Annotated in this window: 11 protein-coding genes; 4 read left to right on the top strand and 7 right to left on the bottom strand. The window is 72.4% G+C overall.

Going from position 1 to position 15,285, the window contains the following annotated elements; genetic code table 11:
* Both DVA66_RS07545 and DVA66_RS07540 read right to left on the bottom strand, forming a co-directional pair.
* Positions 1 to 4,253 (bottom strand): DUF7927 domain-containing protein (locus DVA66_RS07545; protein WP_114559522.1); only part of this gene is annotated, 4,253 nt, incomplete at its 3' end.
* 456 nt (positions 4,254 to 4,709) lie between these two features.
* Positions 4,710 to 5,657: a Rossmann-fold NAD(P)-binding domain-containing protein gene (locus tag DVA66_RS07540; protein WP_114559521.1), complete on the bottom strand. Its 948-nt coding sequence runs from the start codon at positions 5,655 to 5,657 to the stop codon at positions 4,710 to 4,712.
* Positions 5,658 to 5,782: 125 nt separating this feature from the next.
* Here DVA66_RS07540 and DVA66_RS07535 point away from each other — a divergent pair, with 125 nt between their 5' ends.
* Together DVA66_RS07535 and DVA66_RS07530 are read left to right on the top strand one after the other, a co-directional pair.
* Positions 5,783 to 6,514 carry a TetR/AcrR family transcriptional regulator gene (locus tag DVA66_RS07535; protein WP_114559520.1) on the top strand — a complete coding sequence of 244 codons (732 nt, stop codon included), beginning with the start codon at positions 5,783 to 5,785 and terminating at the stop codon, positions 6,512 to 6,514.
* A gap of 55 nt (positions 6,515 to 6,569) precedes the next feature.
* Entirely contained in the window at positions 6,570 to 7,373 is an 804-nt protein-coding gene (locus DVA66_RS07530) for a DNA/RNA non-specific endonuclease (protein WP_114559519.1), read from the top strand.
* 70 nt (positions 7,374 to 7,443) lie between these two features.
* Here the strand turns inward: DVA66_RS07530 and DVA66_RS07525 are convergent, their stop codons facing one another.
* The 3 genes from DVA66_RS07525 to purD form a co-directional block, all read right to left on the bottom strand.
* Entirely contained in the window at positions 7,444 to 7,632 is a 189-nt protein-coding gene (locus DVA66_RS07525) for a PspC domain-containing protein (protein ID WP_114128224.1), read from the bottom strand.
* A gap of 167 nt (positions 7,633 to 7,799) precedes the next feature.
* On the bottom strand, positions 7,800 to 9,233 hold the full coding sequence (purB, locus tag DVA66_RS07520; protein ID WP_114559518.1) for an adenylosuccinate lyase: 1,434 nt from the start codon (positions 9,231 to 9,233) through the stop codon (positions 7,800 to 7,802).
* A gap of 161 nt (positions 9,234 to 9,394) precedes the next feature.
* Positions 9,395 to 10,657, bottom strand: coding sequence for a phosphoribosylamine--glycine ligase (purD, locus tag DVA66_RS07515; protein ID WP_232821826.1), 1,263 nt, complete (start codon positions 10,655 to 10,657; stop codon positions 9,395 to 9,397).
* Between the two features lie 168 nt (positions 10,658 to 10,825).
* On the opposite strand from purD, the gene DVA66_RS20845 reads away from it, so the two are divergent.
* The gene (locus DVA66_RS20845; protein WP_198671569.1) at positions 10,826 to 11,071 is read left to right on the top strand and encodes a type IV toxin-antitoxin system AbiEi family antitoxin domain-containing protein; all 246 of its coding nucleotides are present in this window, start codon (positions 10,826 to 10,828) and stop codon (positions 11,069 to 11,071) included.
* 294 nt (positions 11,072 to 11,365) lie between these two features.
* Here DVA66_RS20845 and DVA66_RS07510 read toward each other — a convergent pair whose 3' ends face one another.
* Both DVA66_RS07510 and DVA66_RS07505 read right to left on the bottom strand, forming a co-directional pair.
* The gene (locus DVA66_RS07510; protein ID WP_114559516.1) at positions 11,366 to 12,649 is read right to left on the bottom strand and encodes an adenylosuccinate synthase; all 1,284 of its coding nucleotides are present in this window, start codon (positions 12,647 to 12,649) and stop codon (positions 11,366 to 11,368) included.
* A gap of 124 nt (positions 12,650 to 12,773) precedes the next feature.
* Complete coding sequence (locus DVA66_RS07505) at positions 12,774 to 13,235, bottom strand: DUF3151 domain-containing protein (protein ID WP_114128219.1); 462 nt, start codon at positions 13,233 to 13,235, stop codon at positions 12,774 to 12,776.
* A gap of 58 nt (positions 13,236 to 13,293) precedes the next feature.
* Between DVA66_RS07505 and DVA66_RS20840 the strand changes: the two genes are divergently transcribed.
* Positions 13,294 to 15,276 carry a hypothetical protein gene (locus DVA66_RS20840; RefSeq protein WP_157973890.1) on the top strand — a complete coding sequence of 661 codons (1,983 nt, stop codon included), beginning with the start codon at positions 13,294 to 13,296 and terminating at the stop codon, positions 15,274 to 15,276.
* The last annotated feature ends 9 nt before the right edge of the window (positions 15,277 to 15,285 follow it).

Raw genomic sequence — 15,285 nt, 5'->3', positions numbered from 1 at the left:
TCGTCCAGGACGTCGGACAGGTCGTCGGTCAGCGTGGCACCGTCGACCGCGGCCTGACCCTGCTGGGTCACCGTCACGGTGTAGGTGATCACGTCGCCGACCTCGACGGTCGAACCCGAGACCGGGTCGGAGACCTTGGAGTAGATGAAGCGGCCCTTGAAGTGCTGCTCCTCACATCCCACTGCCTCGTCGCACGTACCGCGGGGGTCGTCGCTGGTGACGGCGTTGGTGACGTCGTCATCACCGGTGTCGGTCACCGTGACCGAGTAGGTGATCGTCTCCACCGCCCCGACAGCCAGGTCACCGGTCCAGGACAGGGTCTCCCCGTCCACGACCGCCTCGCCGATCGAGGCCTCCACGTCGCCGTTGTAGCTGGCGTCGTCGAGCACGTCGGACATGTCGTCGGTCAGCCGCGCCCCCGGCACCTCGCCCGGGCCCTGCTGGGTCACCGTCACGGTGTAGGTGATCACGTCGCCCGGGGCCACGGTGGACCCCGTCTCGGGCTCGGAGACCTTGGAGTAGATGTACTTCCCGATCGGGTGGGTCGTGCGGCAGTCCGGGTTCTCGTCCGGGGCGGGCACGCAGGTCGCGTTGTCACCCAGGACGTTGTCCAGCTGCATGTCGCCCTCACCGGTCACCGTCACCGAGTAGGTGATGGTCACCACGTCACCGACGGCCAGCTCGCCGTCCCAACGCAGACCCTCACCCTCGACCACCACCGCACCGGAGGTCGCGGCCGCGTCACCGTTGTAGGTGGCGTCGTCCAGCACCCCCGACAGGTCGTCGGTGATGAACGCATCCGGCACGCCGGCCTCACCGACCTGCGCCACGGTCACGCTGTAGGTGACCACGTCACCCGGGCCCACCGACGAACCCGGAGCGGGGTCGGAGGTCTTGGCCTGGGTGTAGGTGCCGATCGGGTTCTCCGGCGGGTTGCAGTCGCCCTCGGCGGCACAGCCGTCGGAGAAGACCACGTTGTCCAGGATCCAGTTACCGCCGTCGGTGATGTCCTCATACGACTTCACCACCGCCTCGTAGGTGACCGTGGCGACCTCGCCGACCCCGACCTCACCGGACCAGGTCAGCGCATCGCCGTCCAGCACCGCGGTGCCGGTGCTCGCGGTGATCGAGTCCTCGTCGATCGTCGCGTCGTCCAGGACGTCGCTCAGGTCGTCGCCCCACTCCGCGGTCGCGGGGTAGGACCCCTCCTGGGTCACCGTCACCGTGTAGGTCACCGTGTCACCAGGCTGGACGTCCTCACCCGAGGGGGCGGAGGTCTTCACCGTCCGGTAGTTCGCGACCTCCACACCAGCCGGGTCGCTGTTGATGAGGACCGGGTCCTCGCTGTCCTCCGGCTGGTCCGCCGTCGCGCTCGCGACGTTCACGAAGGAGGTCTCGAAGCTGCCCTCGATCGTGGCGGTGAACTCGTGGTACTCGACGTCACCGGGAGCGAGCTCCTCGATGAGGAACGAGCCCTGCTCGAACTGGTCGTCCTCGACCTGCACGTTCTGCAGCGTGCCCTGACCGGTGTTGGTGACACCGATCCGGTAGGTCACCTCGTCACCGATCCGGAACACCGGGTAGTCCGAGGCGTCCTGGGCGTCGTGCCACTCACCATCGCTGTCCTGCACGTACTTCTTCAGCGATGCGGAGTACATGGTGCCCATGGTCAGCGGCTCCGAGGTCCGCATCACCAGCCGGGTGTGCTCGGCCCGCGACTGCGCCCGGTTGACCCAGACGTCACCCGGAGCAGCACCCTCGGTGGCGATGTTCACGTCGAAGGCGAACGCCTCACCGGGGTTCAGCTGCCCGCCGATCACGCGGATGGCGGTCGGGTTGGGCACCGGCGTGGTCGACCAGATGTCGGACGGGGCGTTGGGCGCACCGTTGACGTCGTCGGCCGGGTCGTCGGAGAGGGTCTCGCGGTCGGCGGTGGTGTAGTACACCGTCGCCCCCTCGGGAGCGTCCACCGAGGTCACCGAGTAGGTGCCCTGGAAGTCGGTCCCGCGACCGTCACCGTTGTAGGGGAGGATGTCGATGGTGTCGGTGAAGGCCTGCGGCAGCGGGTCCGACGAACGCAGGTTCACCGTCCACGAACCGGTGCTGTTGCCCTCGCCGTCGGGGTTGTTCATGAACCACTGCTCGGTGCTCTTGCCCAGCAGCGTGTAGCCGCTGGAGGCGATCGTCACCTGGGCCGACGCCGGTAGCGAGGTCTGCCCGGCCAGCGACGAGGTCGCCGTGTTGGTCAGGGTCTCTCCCGGGGTCACCGAGTCAGAGGCCACCGCCTGGTAGGTGAGCATGTTCGGCGTGTTGGTGGGCACCTGGTCGAGGCTCCACGTCAGCACCTGCTGCCCCTCGCCGTTGGTGGTCACCTCCGGCTCCGGTGTGGCCGAGCCGGCCACGTAGGTCATCCCCACCGGCAACGTGTCGACGATCTCGTAGTCGTCGACCGCGTCCGGGATGGCCCCGGCCCCGTTGGCCGAGTAGGTCAGGGTGAAGGTCGCGGGCACCCCCGGACGCACCACCTGACGGTCACCGGCCTTGCTGATCGTCGGCGTGGCGTAGATGATCCGCAGGATGTCGCGGCGACCGTTCGTGAACGGGTACCGGGCACCCGGTGTCGGGGTGATCACGTTCGTGTCCCAGCGCTCTCCTGGGCCCTCCCAGACGCCGTTGTTCAAGATCGAGCCGAACATCCACACGTCCTGCCCGATGGCCAGGTTGTCGTCCAGCCTCGTGTAGGCCAAAAGCTGGATGCCCTGCCAGTCTCCCTCGGTCACGAGCGAGTGCGGGTAGATGATGCGCACGGCCTGGACGGTCTCCAGGTCGGCCGGCTCCTCGTCGACCCAGTTGGCCGGGTCGCTGCCGCAGACGAAGTCGTCCGGGTCCCCCACGGCCCCGACGTAGTACTCGATGGTCGGCGGGTTCTCCAGCTCGTCAGCAGTGCCGCCCTCCTGGTTGTAGCCACGGATCATCGGCACCCGCTCACCCTCGGGCGAGGCGTAGCTGGAGTAGGCGGTGTCGAACACCAGGCAGTTGCCGTGGAGCTGGTTGGGGGGCACGTCGCCCGCCCGGGCGGCGTTGTTGTTGACGTACGGCGCCACCGTCTCACCGGCGGACACCCGGTAGGTGTCGTCCCAGTTCGTGCCGCCGGCACCGGTGTAGCCCCGGTACCACGGCGCAGCCCAGCGACCCGGCAGCGTGTAGCTCTTGGTGGTGGTGTTGTTCTCGGCCAGGTCGGTCGAGGTGAGACCGGTGGTCGACTCGTAGGTCGGGGCGTTGGTCTGCAGCGAGATCGAACCGGCCTGGTCGGTGGCGACGGAGAACCACAGGCTGCCGCTGGCGATGTAGGACCAGTCGGTCGGCAGTGGGTCGCCTGCGGAGTCCTTGGTCGGCACGGTGGCCAGGTCGTAGTTGATGCCGTCCAGCGTCAGGTCGAACACGCCGGGCTGTCCGGCCACGGGCGTCAGCGTGCAGCTGTCGACGAACGAGGTCTGCTGGTCCGCCGGGTAGTTCGGCAGCTCCGACCAGGGGTGACCGTTCGCGATGTAGGCGTTGAACGGTCCACAGCCGACATCACCGTAGACACCGGTGCCGACGGTGATGGTGCTGTTGTTGGTCTCGGTCAGCTGGAGCCGGTAGGTCACGCTGTCCGGACCCGGATCCGAACCGGCGGCCAGCCGCAGGGACCAGTTCAGGTCGACGTCCAGCTGGGTGTAGTCGTCGTTCCAGTAGTAGGTACCCGTGTTCTGGCCGTACTGGATGTCCAGACCGAACTCGTTGACGATGTCCAGCGGCGGCAGCGGCTCCTCCTGGCCGTTGATCTCACCGGTGGCGGTCAGCTGCTCGCCGGTCTCGCCGTCGACCACGACCGGGGTCTGGATGACCACGGCGCTGCCCTGCTCCACGGTGCCCAGGTTGCACGTCAGGGTCCGGTTGTCCTCGGACAGGCTGGACTGCGGGTCCACCTCGTCACCGGTCAGGCACACGTCCGGGAGCCCACGGAAGACGCCGTTGTCCAGCGTCACCGAGAACAGCACGTTCTCGACAGGGTCGTTGGCCGGGGCCTCGGCGTCGTCGTTGACGTTGACCCGCCAGATCCCGGTGACCACGTCACCCCGTCCGACCGTGTCGGGGGTCCCCGTCTCCCACTCCCCCTCGATCTCGTAGACGGTCGCCGCGTGGGCGACGCCCACACCGACCGTTCCCATGCTGACCAGTGCGATCACGACCGCCAGGAACAGCGCGGTCAATCTCGACCGCCCTCCTGGCCGACCGGACGCGGCACTCCCGCGTGCGGCCTGCAGCTGTTGTGTCACCCAAGCTCCTCGGTTGCAGAACGTGCCACCGCCTGGTCGAGCTGACCGGACCGATGGACCCAACGCACGTCCTCACTCCCGGGGAAGCCGCCGAGGGCGGGAATGGAGAGACGTCCAGTGCATAGGTATTGCTTCCGGACCTGCCCCGGATAGGGCCAACTCGTGATTTGGCCCCTTTCGGGGGCCGTTCTTAGCCCCTCTTAGCCCCCTTGTAGCCCCCTGCGTAGCCCCTGGTCGACCACATCCCGCACATCCCCCGAGGGCCGGCGCGAGGCCCGAGCGGCGTCACCCTCGTCCCCGACGACGCACCGTCACCCGGGCCGGCGCGCAGCACGGAGGACGCGCTCGGACCGTCCACCGCCGCCCCGATCCCGGCGGATCACGGGGAGGTCAGGCGGCCGCGGGGCTGGGATCGCGGCGGGCGGCGGCGACGGTCTCCTCGATGGTCTGCTGCCACGGCGTCGCGGTCAGACCGAACACCGTGGTCGTCTCGCTGTCGTCGGACAGGAACGGCCGGTCGAACTGGTAGCGCATCTCGAGCACCTCCCGCAGCCGGGCGTCGGCCAGCCCCATCACCGCGAGCAGCCAGCGCGGGTAGCCCGACACCCGAGGCTCGGGCGCTCCTCCGACGCGGGCGACGTCGGCGGCCAGCTGGCGGATCGAGCGCGGCTCGGCGTTGGGGACGTGCCACGCCCGCCCCCAGGCCCGGTCGTCCAGCACCAGGGTGGCCGCGGTGCGGGCGATGTCGTCGACGGAGGTCCACACGTGCGGCGCGTCGGGGTCGCCGACCACCCACGCCCGCCGGCCCGCCAGCACCGGCCCGACGAGCCGGCGTCCGCCGTGGGCGTTCTCGGTCTCCAGCGCCGCAGGCCCGATGTAGTCGCTGGCCCGCAGCTCCATCGCCCGCAGTCGACCCGCCGCCTGCGCGGCGAGCAGCTCCTCCCACATCCGCGCCCGCACCGCGCCCTTGCGGGTGGGCGGGTCCATCGCGACGTCGGGCGACATCACCACGTCGGCCGGGTAGGTGTAGAAGTTGCCGATCAGCGCCAGCGGTGCGCCGCCGCGCTCGGCAGCCAGCATCAGGTTGCGGTGCAGCGGCGGCCAGTCGGTCGCCCAGCGGTGGTACGGCAGGTTGATGGCGTTGACGAGGACGTGGCAGCCCTGCGCCAGCTCGACCATGTCGGGCGCGCCGGCGTCCAGGGCGACCCGGCGCACACCGGGGTGGGCGGGTCCCCGGCCGGACCTGGAGACCAGCACCACGTCGTGGCCGTCGGCGGCCATCCGGCGGGACAGGGTGGAGCCGATCGGGCCGGCTCCGGCGATCAGGACGGTGCTCATGGGTGCTCTTCCTCTCGGCCGCCTCAGGGCGGCTGGGTGAACGGTGTTCTCGCTTCCGAGAACAGTGTTCTCCAGGCTCACCCGGAAGTCAAGAACAGCGTTCTCGAATCGGTTAGGCTCGTGCCGTGAGCGACGGACGCAGCACCCCCCGGCAGCAGCACCGGGACGCCCGCACGACCGCGATCGTCGAGGTCGCGCGCCGGCTGCTCGGCGAGGTGGGACCGGGGCAGCTGTCGCTGCGTGCGGTGGCCCGCGAGCTCGACCTGGTGCCGTCGGCGGTCTACCGCTACTTCAGCGGGCGCGACCACATCCTCACCGAGCTGATCACCGACGGCTACCGCCGCCTCGGGGGCGCGGTGGCCGGGGCCGAGGACGCCCTGCCCCGCGACGACCTGCTGGCCCGGTGGCGCTCGGTGTGGACGACGACCCGCGGCTGGGGCGTTGAGCACCCGCACGAGTGGGCCCTGCTCTACGGCTCCCCGGTGCCTGGCTACGCCGCGCCCGCCGAGACCGTCGTCCTGGCGACGATGGTGGTGGGACGTCTTGCCGGGGTGGTCTTCGACGCCCGCGAGCGGGGACGTCCGCGGCCCGCGGGGGCGCCGCCGCTGCCGCCGGGCACCCGGGCCGACGTCGAGCAGGTGGCCGCGGGGCTGCCCGCGCTGGGGATCACCGCTCCTGACGAGGTCGACCCGGTGGACGTGGTGCTGGTGCTCGACGCCTGGACCCACCTCGTCGGCACCGTCTCCTTCGAGCTCTTCGGCCACTACGTGAACGCCGTCGCCCACCCGCAGGAGCACCTGGAGCTGGTCGCCGACGACTGGTCGCGCCGGCTCGGTCTGGAGGCGGCCGCCGGCTGAGCGGGGTGGCGACGGTGTTCACCGCGATGTCAGACCACTGCGGCAGGGTGCCTCCATGACCGATGCCGCGCCTGGGTACGACCCCGACTTCCTGGCCACGACCGTCCCCGCGCCCGGGTCCGACGCACGGCTGGTCCGGCTCGACTACACCCACTTCTCGGTCGGGCTCGACCCCGCCCGCAGGCTGGCGGCCTGGACGGCGGTCAACATCGACGGCGCGGCCCTGGTCGACGTCGCACGCGGCGGCGACGACTGGTTCCTCGACCCACGCCTGCCGGAGGAGCAGCAGACCGGGCCGGAGGTCTACGCCCGCAACGACCTCGACCGCGGCCACCTCGTCCGCCGGCGGGACCCGGTGTGGGGGGAGGCGGCCGAGCGGGCCAACGCCGACACGTTCTGCTACACCAACGCCGCACCGCAGGCAGCCGGTTTCAACCAGTCCAAGGAGCTCTGGCTGGGGCTGGAGGACCACCTGCTCACCACGACGGACGCCGCCGACGTGCGGGTCAGCGTGCTCACCGGGTGCGTCTTCGCCGAGGACGACCCCGGCTACCGCGGCACCCGCATCCCACGCCGGTTCTACAAGGTGGCGGCCTGGGTCGAGGCGGGCGGGCTGCTGTCGGTCGGCTACCTGCTCGACCAGTCCCGCCAGCTGGACGACGTCGAGCTGGGCCGGGCCGGGGAGCCGCTGCTGGGCCCCTACCGGACCTTCCAGGTGCCGGTCGGGGACGTTGCCGCGCTGACCGGGCTCGACCTCGGCCCGCTGTCGGCCGTCGACGTCGCTCCGGCGGCTGGGCTGCGGCCGGGGGTGCCGTGGCGGCGGCTGCGCAGCAGGGCGGACATCGTGGGGATCGGCTGAGCGGGGTTGCGGGCAGGCGCTGGCCCGCGGGCCGGTCGGCGTCAGGTGCGCTGACCGGCCCGTCCGCGGCTCAGCGGTCCTTGGGGAGCAGGATCCAGAGCGCGATGTAGATGATGAACTGCGGGCCCGGGATCAGGCAGCTGAGCACGAAGATCAGCCGGACGAGGTTGGCCGACAGGCCGAAGCGACGGGCGAGGCCGGCGCAGACACCGCCGATCCAGGCGTTGCTGGTCGAGCGGGCCAGGGTCGTGGTGGCCATCAGGGTTCCTCCTTCACAGTGCGGCACGGTGCCCCACGCCACCGACTGTGCCCGATCCCGGCGGCCGCAACCAGGGAGCGGACGGTGGTGCGGGGTCGGCTCAGGGGCGTCCCCGGACGCGGCACGCGGGGAGTCCCGTAGGTCTGCCGACCCGGGGTCTCGGTGGGTCAGAGGACGTCGCCGGGGCGGTAGGTGGCGGCCTCGGGGTGCTCCTCGGCGAGCTGCTCGGCGGCGTCCACCACCGTGCGCACCTGGGAGACGGCGGCGCCGGTGAGCTCCATCGGGTCGGCGACCAGGGCCCGCAGCTGCTGCTCGTCCAGCGGCAGCCGCGGGTCGGCACCGAGCCGGGCGAACAGGTCGTTCCCGGCCAGACCCTGCTCGCGCATCTCCAGCGCGACCGCGACCGCGTGCTCCTTGATCGCCTCGTGCGCCACCTCCCGGCCGACCCCGGCGCGCACGGCCGCCATCAGCACCTTGGTGGTGGTGAGGAACGGCAGGTAGCGGTTCAGCTCGGCCTCGATCACCGCCGGGAAGGCCCCGAAGTCGTCGAGCACGGTGAGGAACGTCTCGAACAGCCCGTCGGTGGCGTAGCAGGCGTCCGGCAGCGCGACCCGGCGCACCACCGAGCAGGACACGTCGCCCTCGTTCCACTGGTCCCCGGCCAGCTCGCCGACCATCGACACGTACCCGCGGACCACCACCGAGAGCCCGTTGACCCGCTCGCAGGAGCGGGTGTTCATCTTGTGCGGCATCGCCGACGAGCCCACCTGACCGGGCCGGAACCCCTCGGTGACCAGCTCGTGGCCGGCCATCAGCCGGATGCTGGTGGCCACGTTGGAGGGGGCGGCGACCACCTGGGCGAGCGCGGTCACCGCGTCGTAGTCGATCGAGCGCGGGTAGACCTGGCCGGTGCTGGTGAGCACCCGCTCGAAGCCGAGGTGGGTGGCGATCCGACGCTCCAGCTCGGCCAGCCGGTCCTCGTCGCCGTCGAGCAGGTCGAGCATGTCCTGGCTGGTGCCGACCGGACCCTTGATGCCGCGTAGCGGCAGCCGCACCAACAGCTCACGGACGCGCTCGTGGGCGACCAGCAGCTCGTCGGCGGCGGTGGCGAACCGCTTGCCCAGGGTGGAGATCTGGGCGGCCACGTTGTGCGAGCGCCCCGCGATGGCGGTGTCGGCGTAGGAGGTGGCCAGCCCGGCCAGCGCGGCGATCGTGGTGACGCAGCGGTCGGCCACCAGCTCAAGCGCCTGACGCAGCTGCAGCAGCTCGACGTTCTCGGTGAGGTCGCGGCTGGTCATCCCCTTGTGCACGTGCTCGCGGCCGGCGAGGGCGTTGAACTCCTCGATCCGCGCCTTGACGTCGTGCTTGGTGACCCGCTCACGGTCGGCGATCGAGGCCAGGTCGACCGTCTCCAGCACCCGCTCGTAGTCGACGATCACGGCGTCCGGGTCGTCACCGCCGAAGTCGACGCCGAGGTCGCGCTGGGCGGCCAGCACGGCCAGCCAGAGCCGGCGCTCGGCGACGATCTTGTTCTCCGGCGACCAGATCTCGCGCATCCGTGGCGAGGCGTAGCGGGTGGCGAGGACGTTCGGGATGGACACGGAGGGACCTCCTGGGACGCGGCGGGGCTGTCGCCATCGTAGGGCGCTCGGACGGTCCGGTTCGTCCCCGCGGCCGCCCCCCTCACACACCTTCGGGGCACCCACACCTCCTGCAGCATGGGTGCGGGGGCACGAAGGTGTGTGCCGGGTGCCAGACGGGGTCAGCCCTCGGCGGCGCGGGCGGCGATGTCGGTGCGGTAGAAGCCGCCGTCGAGGGTGAGGCCGCCGAGCCGGGTGTAGGCCTGCTCGCGGGCGGCGGCGAGGTCGTCGCCGGTGCCGACCACGGCCAGCACCCGTCCGCCGGCCGCGACCAGCCGGCCCTCGGCGTCCAGGGCGGTGCCGGCGTGGAAGACGCCCTCGATGTCGGCGCCGGTGATGACATCGCCCCGGCGCGGCGTGCCGGGGTAGTTCTCGGCGGCCAGCACCACCGCGACCGCGGCACCGCTGCCCCACTCCAGGGCGGGGACGCCGGCGAGCCGTCCGGTCGCGGCGGCCTTGAGCACGCTGCCGAGCGGGGTGCGCAGCCGGCTCAGCAGCGGCTGGGTCTCGGGGTCGCCGAAGCGGGCGTTGAACTCCACCACCCGGATGCCGCGGGAGGTGAGCGCGAGCCCGGCGTAGACCAGCCCGACGAACGGGGTGCCGCGGCGGGCCAGCTCGTCCACGGTCGGCTGGACGACGGTCCGCACGACCTCCTCGACCAGTCCGGGTGGCGCCCAGGGCAGCGGGGTGTAGGCGCCCATGCCGCCGGTGTTGGGGCCGGTGTCGCCGTCGCCGACCCGCTTGAAGTCCTGGGCCGGCTCGAAGGGCAGCACCGTCGTCCCGTCGGTGACCGCGAAGAGGCTCACCTCGGGGCCGTCCAGGTACTCCTCGACCAGGACCTGCTCGCACCCGCGGGCGTGGGCGAGGGCGGCCTCCCGGTCCTCGGTGACGACCACGCCCTTGCCGGCGGCCAGCCCGTCGTCCTTGACCACGTAGGGCGCGCCGAGCTCGTCCAGCGCGGCGGCCACCTCGTCCTCGGTGGTGCAGACCCGGGCGGCGGCGGTCGGGACGCCGGCGGCGGCCATCACCTCCTTGGCGAAGGCCTTCGACCCCTCCAGGCGGGCGGCTTCGCGGCCCGGTCCGAAGCAGGCGATCCCCCGCTCACGGACGGCGTCGGCCACCCCGGCCACCAGCGGCGCCTCGGGCCCGACCACGACGAGGTCGGCGGCCAGCCGCTCGGCCAGCGCCGCCACCGCGGCGGGGTCGGTGGCCTCCACCTCGTGGTTGGTGCCGACCGCTGCGGTGCCGGGGTTGCCGGGCGCGATGTGCACCTCGGTGACCCCGGGGTCGCGGCTCAGCGCCCAGGCCAGCGCGTGCTCGCGCCCGCCGGCGCCGATCACCAGCACCCGACCCACCTGCTGCCCGTTCCCCGCTGCGTCCGTCACGGCGGTCGAGGGTATCGGCCGGTCCGATGGAACGCACCGCTGCGTGGTCGCAGCGAGATTGTCCAGCACCCGGGGTGGATCAGCCGCGTCGGTGCCCACAGGGGAGGGGCTGTGCACAGGCGGCGCCCGACCGCGACCGTCGGCACGCAGCAGGCCCACCCTCGGGGCATGTACCACCGCGTGGATCCGTCGGGCCTGCTGGCCCTGGCCGAGCTGCAGGACGGTGTGGTCTCGCTCGAGCAGGCCCATGGCCACGACCTGGGGCGCAACTCGATCGCCCGCCTGGTGCGGGAGGGACGCTGGTCGACGGCGCGCCGCGGGATCTACCACACCGCCCCGGGTCGACCGGGCTGGCGCGGGCTCGCCTGGGCCGGCGTGCTGGTCGGCGGGGACGACAGCCGCCCGCGATGGTAGGTATCTGGGTCCCCTCGTCGAGCTCGACGGCCGGTCCCCCGAGGGCGCCGGTCGTCACCGTGACATGAGACGCGACAACCGGGCGGCGCTGTCCAGACGTCCTACCCTGCGGTTCGGGTGGCTCGACGTGCACGGTGACCCGTGCCTGGCCGCCGCCCAGGTCGCCGAGCTGCTCGTCGCCGGCGGCTGGCCGGGGCTGCCCACCCCCTGCCCACGCTGCCGGCTCCTGCCGGACCGGCACATCCGCTGCGTAGTCGCAGCGGCACGTGCCAGCCGGACGGCCCGGGAGGCCCGTCAGAGCAGGTCGTGGCGCATGATCGACTGCTCACGGCCCGGGCCGACGCCGATGCCGGAGATGCGGGTGCCGATCAGCTCCTCCAGCCGCAGCACGTAGCGCCGGGTGGCCTCGGGCAGCTCCTCGAAGGTGCGGCAGCCGGAGATGTCCTCAGTCCAGCCCTCGAGCAGCTCGTACACCGGGGTGGCGTGGTGGAAGTCGCTCTGGGAGTAGGGCAGCCGGTCGTGGCGGACCCCGTCGACGTCGTAGGCCACGCAGACCGGGATCTTCTCCCAGCCGCCGAGGATGTCGAGCTTGGTGAGGAAGACGTCGGTCATCGCATTGGTGCGCGCGGCGGCCTCGACCACCAGCGCGTCGAACCAGCCGCAGCGACGCGGACGTCCCGTGGTGGCGCCGAACTCCCCGCCGATGGTGCGCAGCCGCTCGCCGTCCTCGTCGTGCAGCTCGGTCGGCATCGGGCCCTCGCCGACCCGCGTGGTGAAGGCCTTGACCACACCGACCACCCGGTCGATGCGGGTCGGGCCCACCCCGGAGCCGACGCAGGCGCCGGCCGCGCTGGGGGAGGAGGAGGTGACGTAGGGGTAGGTGCCGTGGTCGACGTCGAGGTGGTGGGCCTGGGCGCCCTCGAAGAGCACCACCTTGCCCTCGTCCAGCGCGTCGTTGAGCACGCGGGAGGTGTCGATCACGTGCGGGCGCAGCCGGTCGGCGTAGGAGAGCAGGTGCTCGGTGACCTGCACCGGGTCGACGGCGCGGCGGTTGTAGACCTTGGCCAGCAGCTGGTTCTTCTGGTCCAGCGCGGCCTCGACCTTCTTGGCCAGGATCGACTCGTCGAACAGGTCCTGCACACGGATGCCGATCCGGTTGACCTTGTCGGAGTAGGCCGGGCCGACGCCGCGGCCGGTGGTGCCGATCTTCGCCTTGCCGAGGAACCGCTCGGTGAGCTTGTCCAGGGTGCGGTGGTAGCTGGTGATGATGTGCGCCGAGGCAGAGATCTGCGGGTGCTGGACGTCCGCGCCACGGACCTGCAGCGCTTCCAGCTCGGCGTAGAGCACGTCGAGGTCGATCACCACGCCGTTGCCGAGGACCGGCACGGCGTTGGGGTTGAGGATCCCCGACGGCAGCAGGTGCAGGACGTACTTCTCGCCGCCGACGACGATGGTGTGGCCGGCGTTGTTGCCCCCGGAGTAGCGGACGCAGTAGTCGATGCGGTCCCCGAGCTGGTCGGTGGCCTTGCCCTTGCCCTCGTCGCCCCACTGGGCGCCCATCACGACGATGCCAGGCATCTGTCAACCCTCTCACCGGAGCACGACCGGCCCCGTTGCACAGACGAAGCCCTCGACTGGGCGTCGCGGGCTCTTACCTCCCAACCCTAGCCGATCGGGGCGGGAGGCACCGGGGCGTCCGCGCTCAGGCCTCCAGCGGGCGGGAGCTGCTCAGCTCGGCGTAGGCGGTCTCGGAGCTGTCGCGCAGGAACTGGGCGCAGCGCTCGAACTCCGCGGTGTCGCCGATCCGCTGGGCGGCCACCGTCAGCGCCCACAGCGCGCGGAGGAAGCCGCGGTTCGGCTCGTGCTCCCACGGGATCGGGCCCGAGCCCTTCCAGCCGGCCCGGCGCAGGGCGTCCAGCCCGCGGTGGTAGCCGGTGCGGGCGTAGGCGTAGGCGGCGACGTCGGCCCCGGGGGTCCGCGCGTTCAGGGCACCCTCGGCCAGCAGCGCCCAGCACAGCGACGACTCCGGGTGGGCGCGGATGACCTCCTCGAAGGCGTCCTTGCCACGCTCGGCGAGCTCGGCGACGGCGGGGTCGACGGGGAGACGGGTCTCGGGGGCGGCGTCGGCCAGCAGGTTGCGGTGGATCTCGCTCACGGGGCCCATCCTGCCAGCCGCCGCCTCAACCGTGTCCGGGCACCGGCCGGCTGCGATGATGCCGGGCGTGGAGCAGACGACGCGCACGTTCGGGTTCGGCGCCGGTGCCGTGGAGATGGCCGAGGACGGCTCGGTGCGGGCGGTACGGCACCCGTCGACCGGGCACAGCGTGCTGCTGGTCGAGGACGCCGACGGCGTCGAGGGGGTGGTGCACGGGCCCGCGCACCGCTGGGGCAAGGGGTTCGCGGTGCTGGACGGCCTCGGGCACCGCTTCGACGCCCCCGCCGAGGTCGACTGGCGCGGCGACGGCGTCCGGGTGCGGCACCGGCTGGGACCGCTGGTGCTCACCATCACCCGCACCGTCGGCGACAGCTGGACCGAGACCCACGAGCTGCACAACCCCGGCGACCAGCCGGTCCGGATCGGCTCGTTCGCGGTGAGCACGCCGTGGCGCGACCTCTACGGCTCGGCCGCCGACAGCCTCACCCGGGCGGTGCACGCCCACGTCTGGACCGGCGGCGCCGACGCCTGGGTGTGGGCGGCGCCGATGAACGGCGCCGACGCCGGGCTCGGGCTGGTGCTCACCGAGGGCGAGCTGTGGGCCTACTCGGTGCAGTCCCGCGACGCGCACACCTCCAGCAACCTCCGCGGCCACCTCTACCTGCACCTGACCGACCACGCCCGCTCCCCGCACACCCTGGGCGGCCAGCCCGAGCCGGTGGTCGAGCCCGGGCAGACGCTGCGGCTCACCTGGCGCTCCCGCTGGTACGCCGACAGCGACGCCTTCGCCGCCGACCGCGCTCCCGCCCTGGACGCCCCGGTGCTCAGCGCCGAGGTGGGGACGCCGATGGAGCTGCGGGTGGCCGCCGGCTGGACCCCCGAGACGCCGTCCCCGGTGGTCGCCGACCGCCCGGGCCTGGTGCACGTCGACGCCACCCGCGACGGCCGGCGGACCCGGGTGGTGCTGCACGCCCATCCGCCGCTGCGACAGCTGGCCGAGCGCCGGGCGTCCTTCCTGGTCGAGCGGCAGCGCCCGCTGGAGCGCGGCGACAGCCGGCGCTGGGCGTTCGTGCCCTACGACAACCGCTCGCAGCTGACCGTGCTCGACCTGGCCTGGTCGGACTGGTCCGACACCCGCGAGCGGGTGGGCAGCGCGCTGCTGCTGCAGGAGCTGCGCCGCCGCGGCTGGGGCGAGGCTGCGGTGCTGGAGGAGGCGCTGGCCGGCTACCTGCGCTTCGTCACCGAGCACGTCGTCACCCCCGACGGCACGGTCCGCGACGACACCGGCGGACGCCGCCGGCCGCGGCTGTACAACTTCCCCTGGTTCGCCCGCTTCCTGCTGGACGCCGGTGAGCTGGACCTGGCCGCGGCGGTGATGAGCACCTACTACCGCTCCGGCGGCGGACGCTTCCTGGCCTTCGAGCTGGGACCGGTGGTGCGTGACGTCGGTGCGGCGCTGCGCCGGCACGGCCGGGACGCCGAGGCCGACGAGCTGGACGCCCACCTGGTCGCCCAGGCCACCACCTTCCTCGAGCTGGGCGCCGAGCTGCCCGGGCACGAGGTCAACTACGAGCAGTCGATGGTGGCCCCGCTGCTCGACCTGCTGCTCTCGGTCCGCCGGATCGCCCCCGACCGGGTGCCCGACGAGGCGCTGCGGGAGCGGCTGCGCTGGCTGCGCGCCTTCGCCGGCGACCAGCCCGACGTCCGGCTGCGTTCGGTGCCGATCCGGCACTGGGACGGATACTGGTTCGGCGGCGACCGGCTGTGGGGCGACGTGTTCCCGCACTACTGGTCGATCCTCAGCGCCGGGGTGTTGCTCGACTGGCCGGACGAGCTGCTACCCGAGGAGGAGACCGCGGCACTGCGCCGGGCCGGCACCGAGGTGCTGCGGGCCAACCTCACCGGCTTCGCCGAGGACGGTTCGGCCACCTGCGCCTTCGTCTACCCCAGCTGTGTCAACGGCGCCCCGGCGCACCGGGCGGACCCGCTGGCCAACGACCAGGACTGGGCGCTGGTGTACGCGCTGCGCCACGCCGACCGGCTCGGCTGAGTCGCGTCG

Origin of the sequence: Desertihabitans aurantiacus (genome assembly GCF_003344635.1) — a bacterium.
In the GTDB taxonomy this organism is placed as follows: domain Bacteria; phylum Actinomycetota; class Actinomycetes; order Propionibacteriales; family Propionibacteriaceae; genus Desertihabitans; species Desertihabitans aurantiacus.
This window is presented reverse-complemented; position numbering and strand designations above follow the sequence as displayed.

Bases quoted from the DNA above. Each gene is read 5' to 3' on its own strand.
- DVA66_RS07540 (WP_114559521.1), bottom strand. From the start codon at position 5,657: ATGAGCACCGTCCTGATCGCCGGAGCCGGCCCGATCGGCTCCACCCTG.
- DVA66_RS07530 (WP_114559519.1), top strand. From the start codon at position 6,570: ATGACCGATGCCGCGCCTGGGTACGACCCCGACTTCCTGGCCACGACC.
- DVA66_RS07525 (WP_114128224.1), bottom strand. From the start codon at position 7,632: ATGGCCACCACGACCCTGGCCCGCTCGACCAGCAACGCCTGGATCGGC.
- DVA66_RS20845 (WP_198671569.1), top strand. From the start codon at position 10,826: ATGTACCACCGCGTGGATCCGTCGGGCCTGCTGGCCCTGGCCGAGCTG.
- DVA66_RS07510 (WP_114559516.1), bottom strand. From the start codon at position 12,649: ATGCCTGGCATCGTCGTGATGGGCGCCCAGTGGGGCGACGAGGGCAAG.
- DVA66_RS07505 (WP_114128219.1), bottom strand. From the start codon at position 13,235: ATGGGCCCCGTGAGCGAGATCCACCGCAACCTGCTGGCCGACGCCGCC.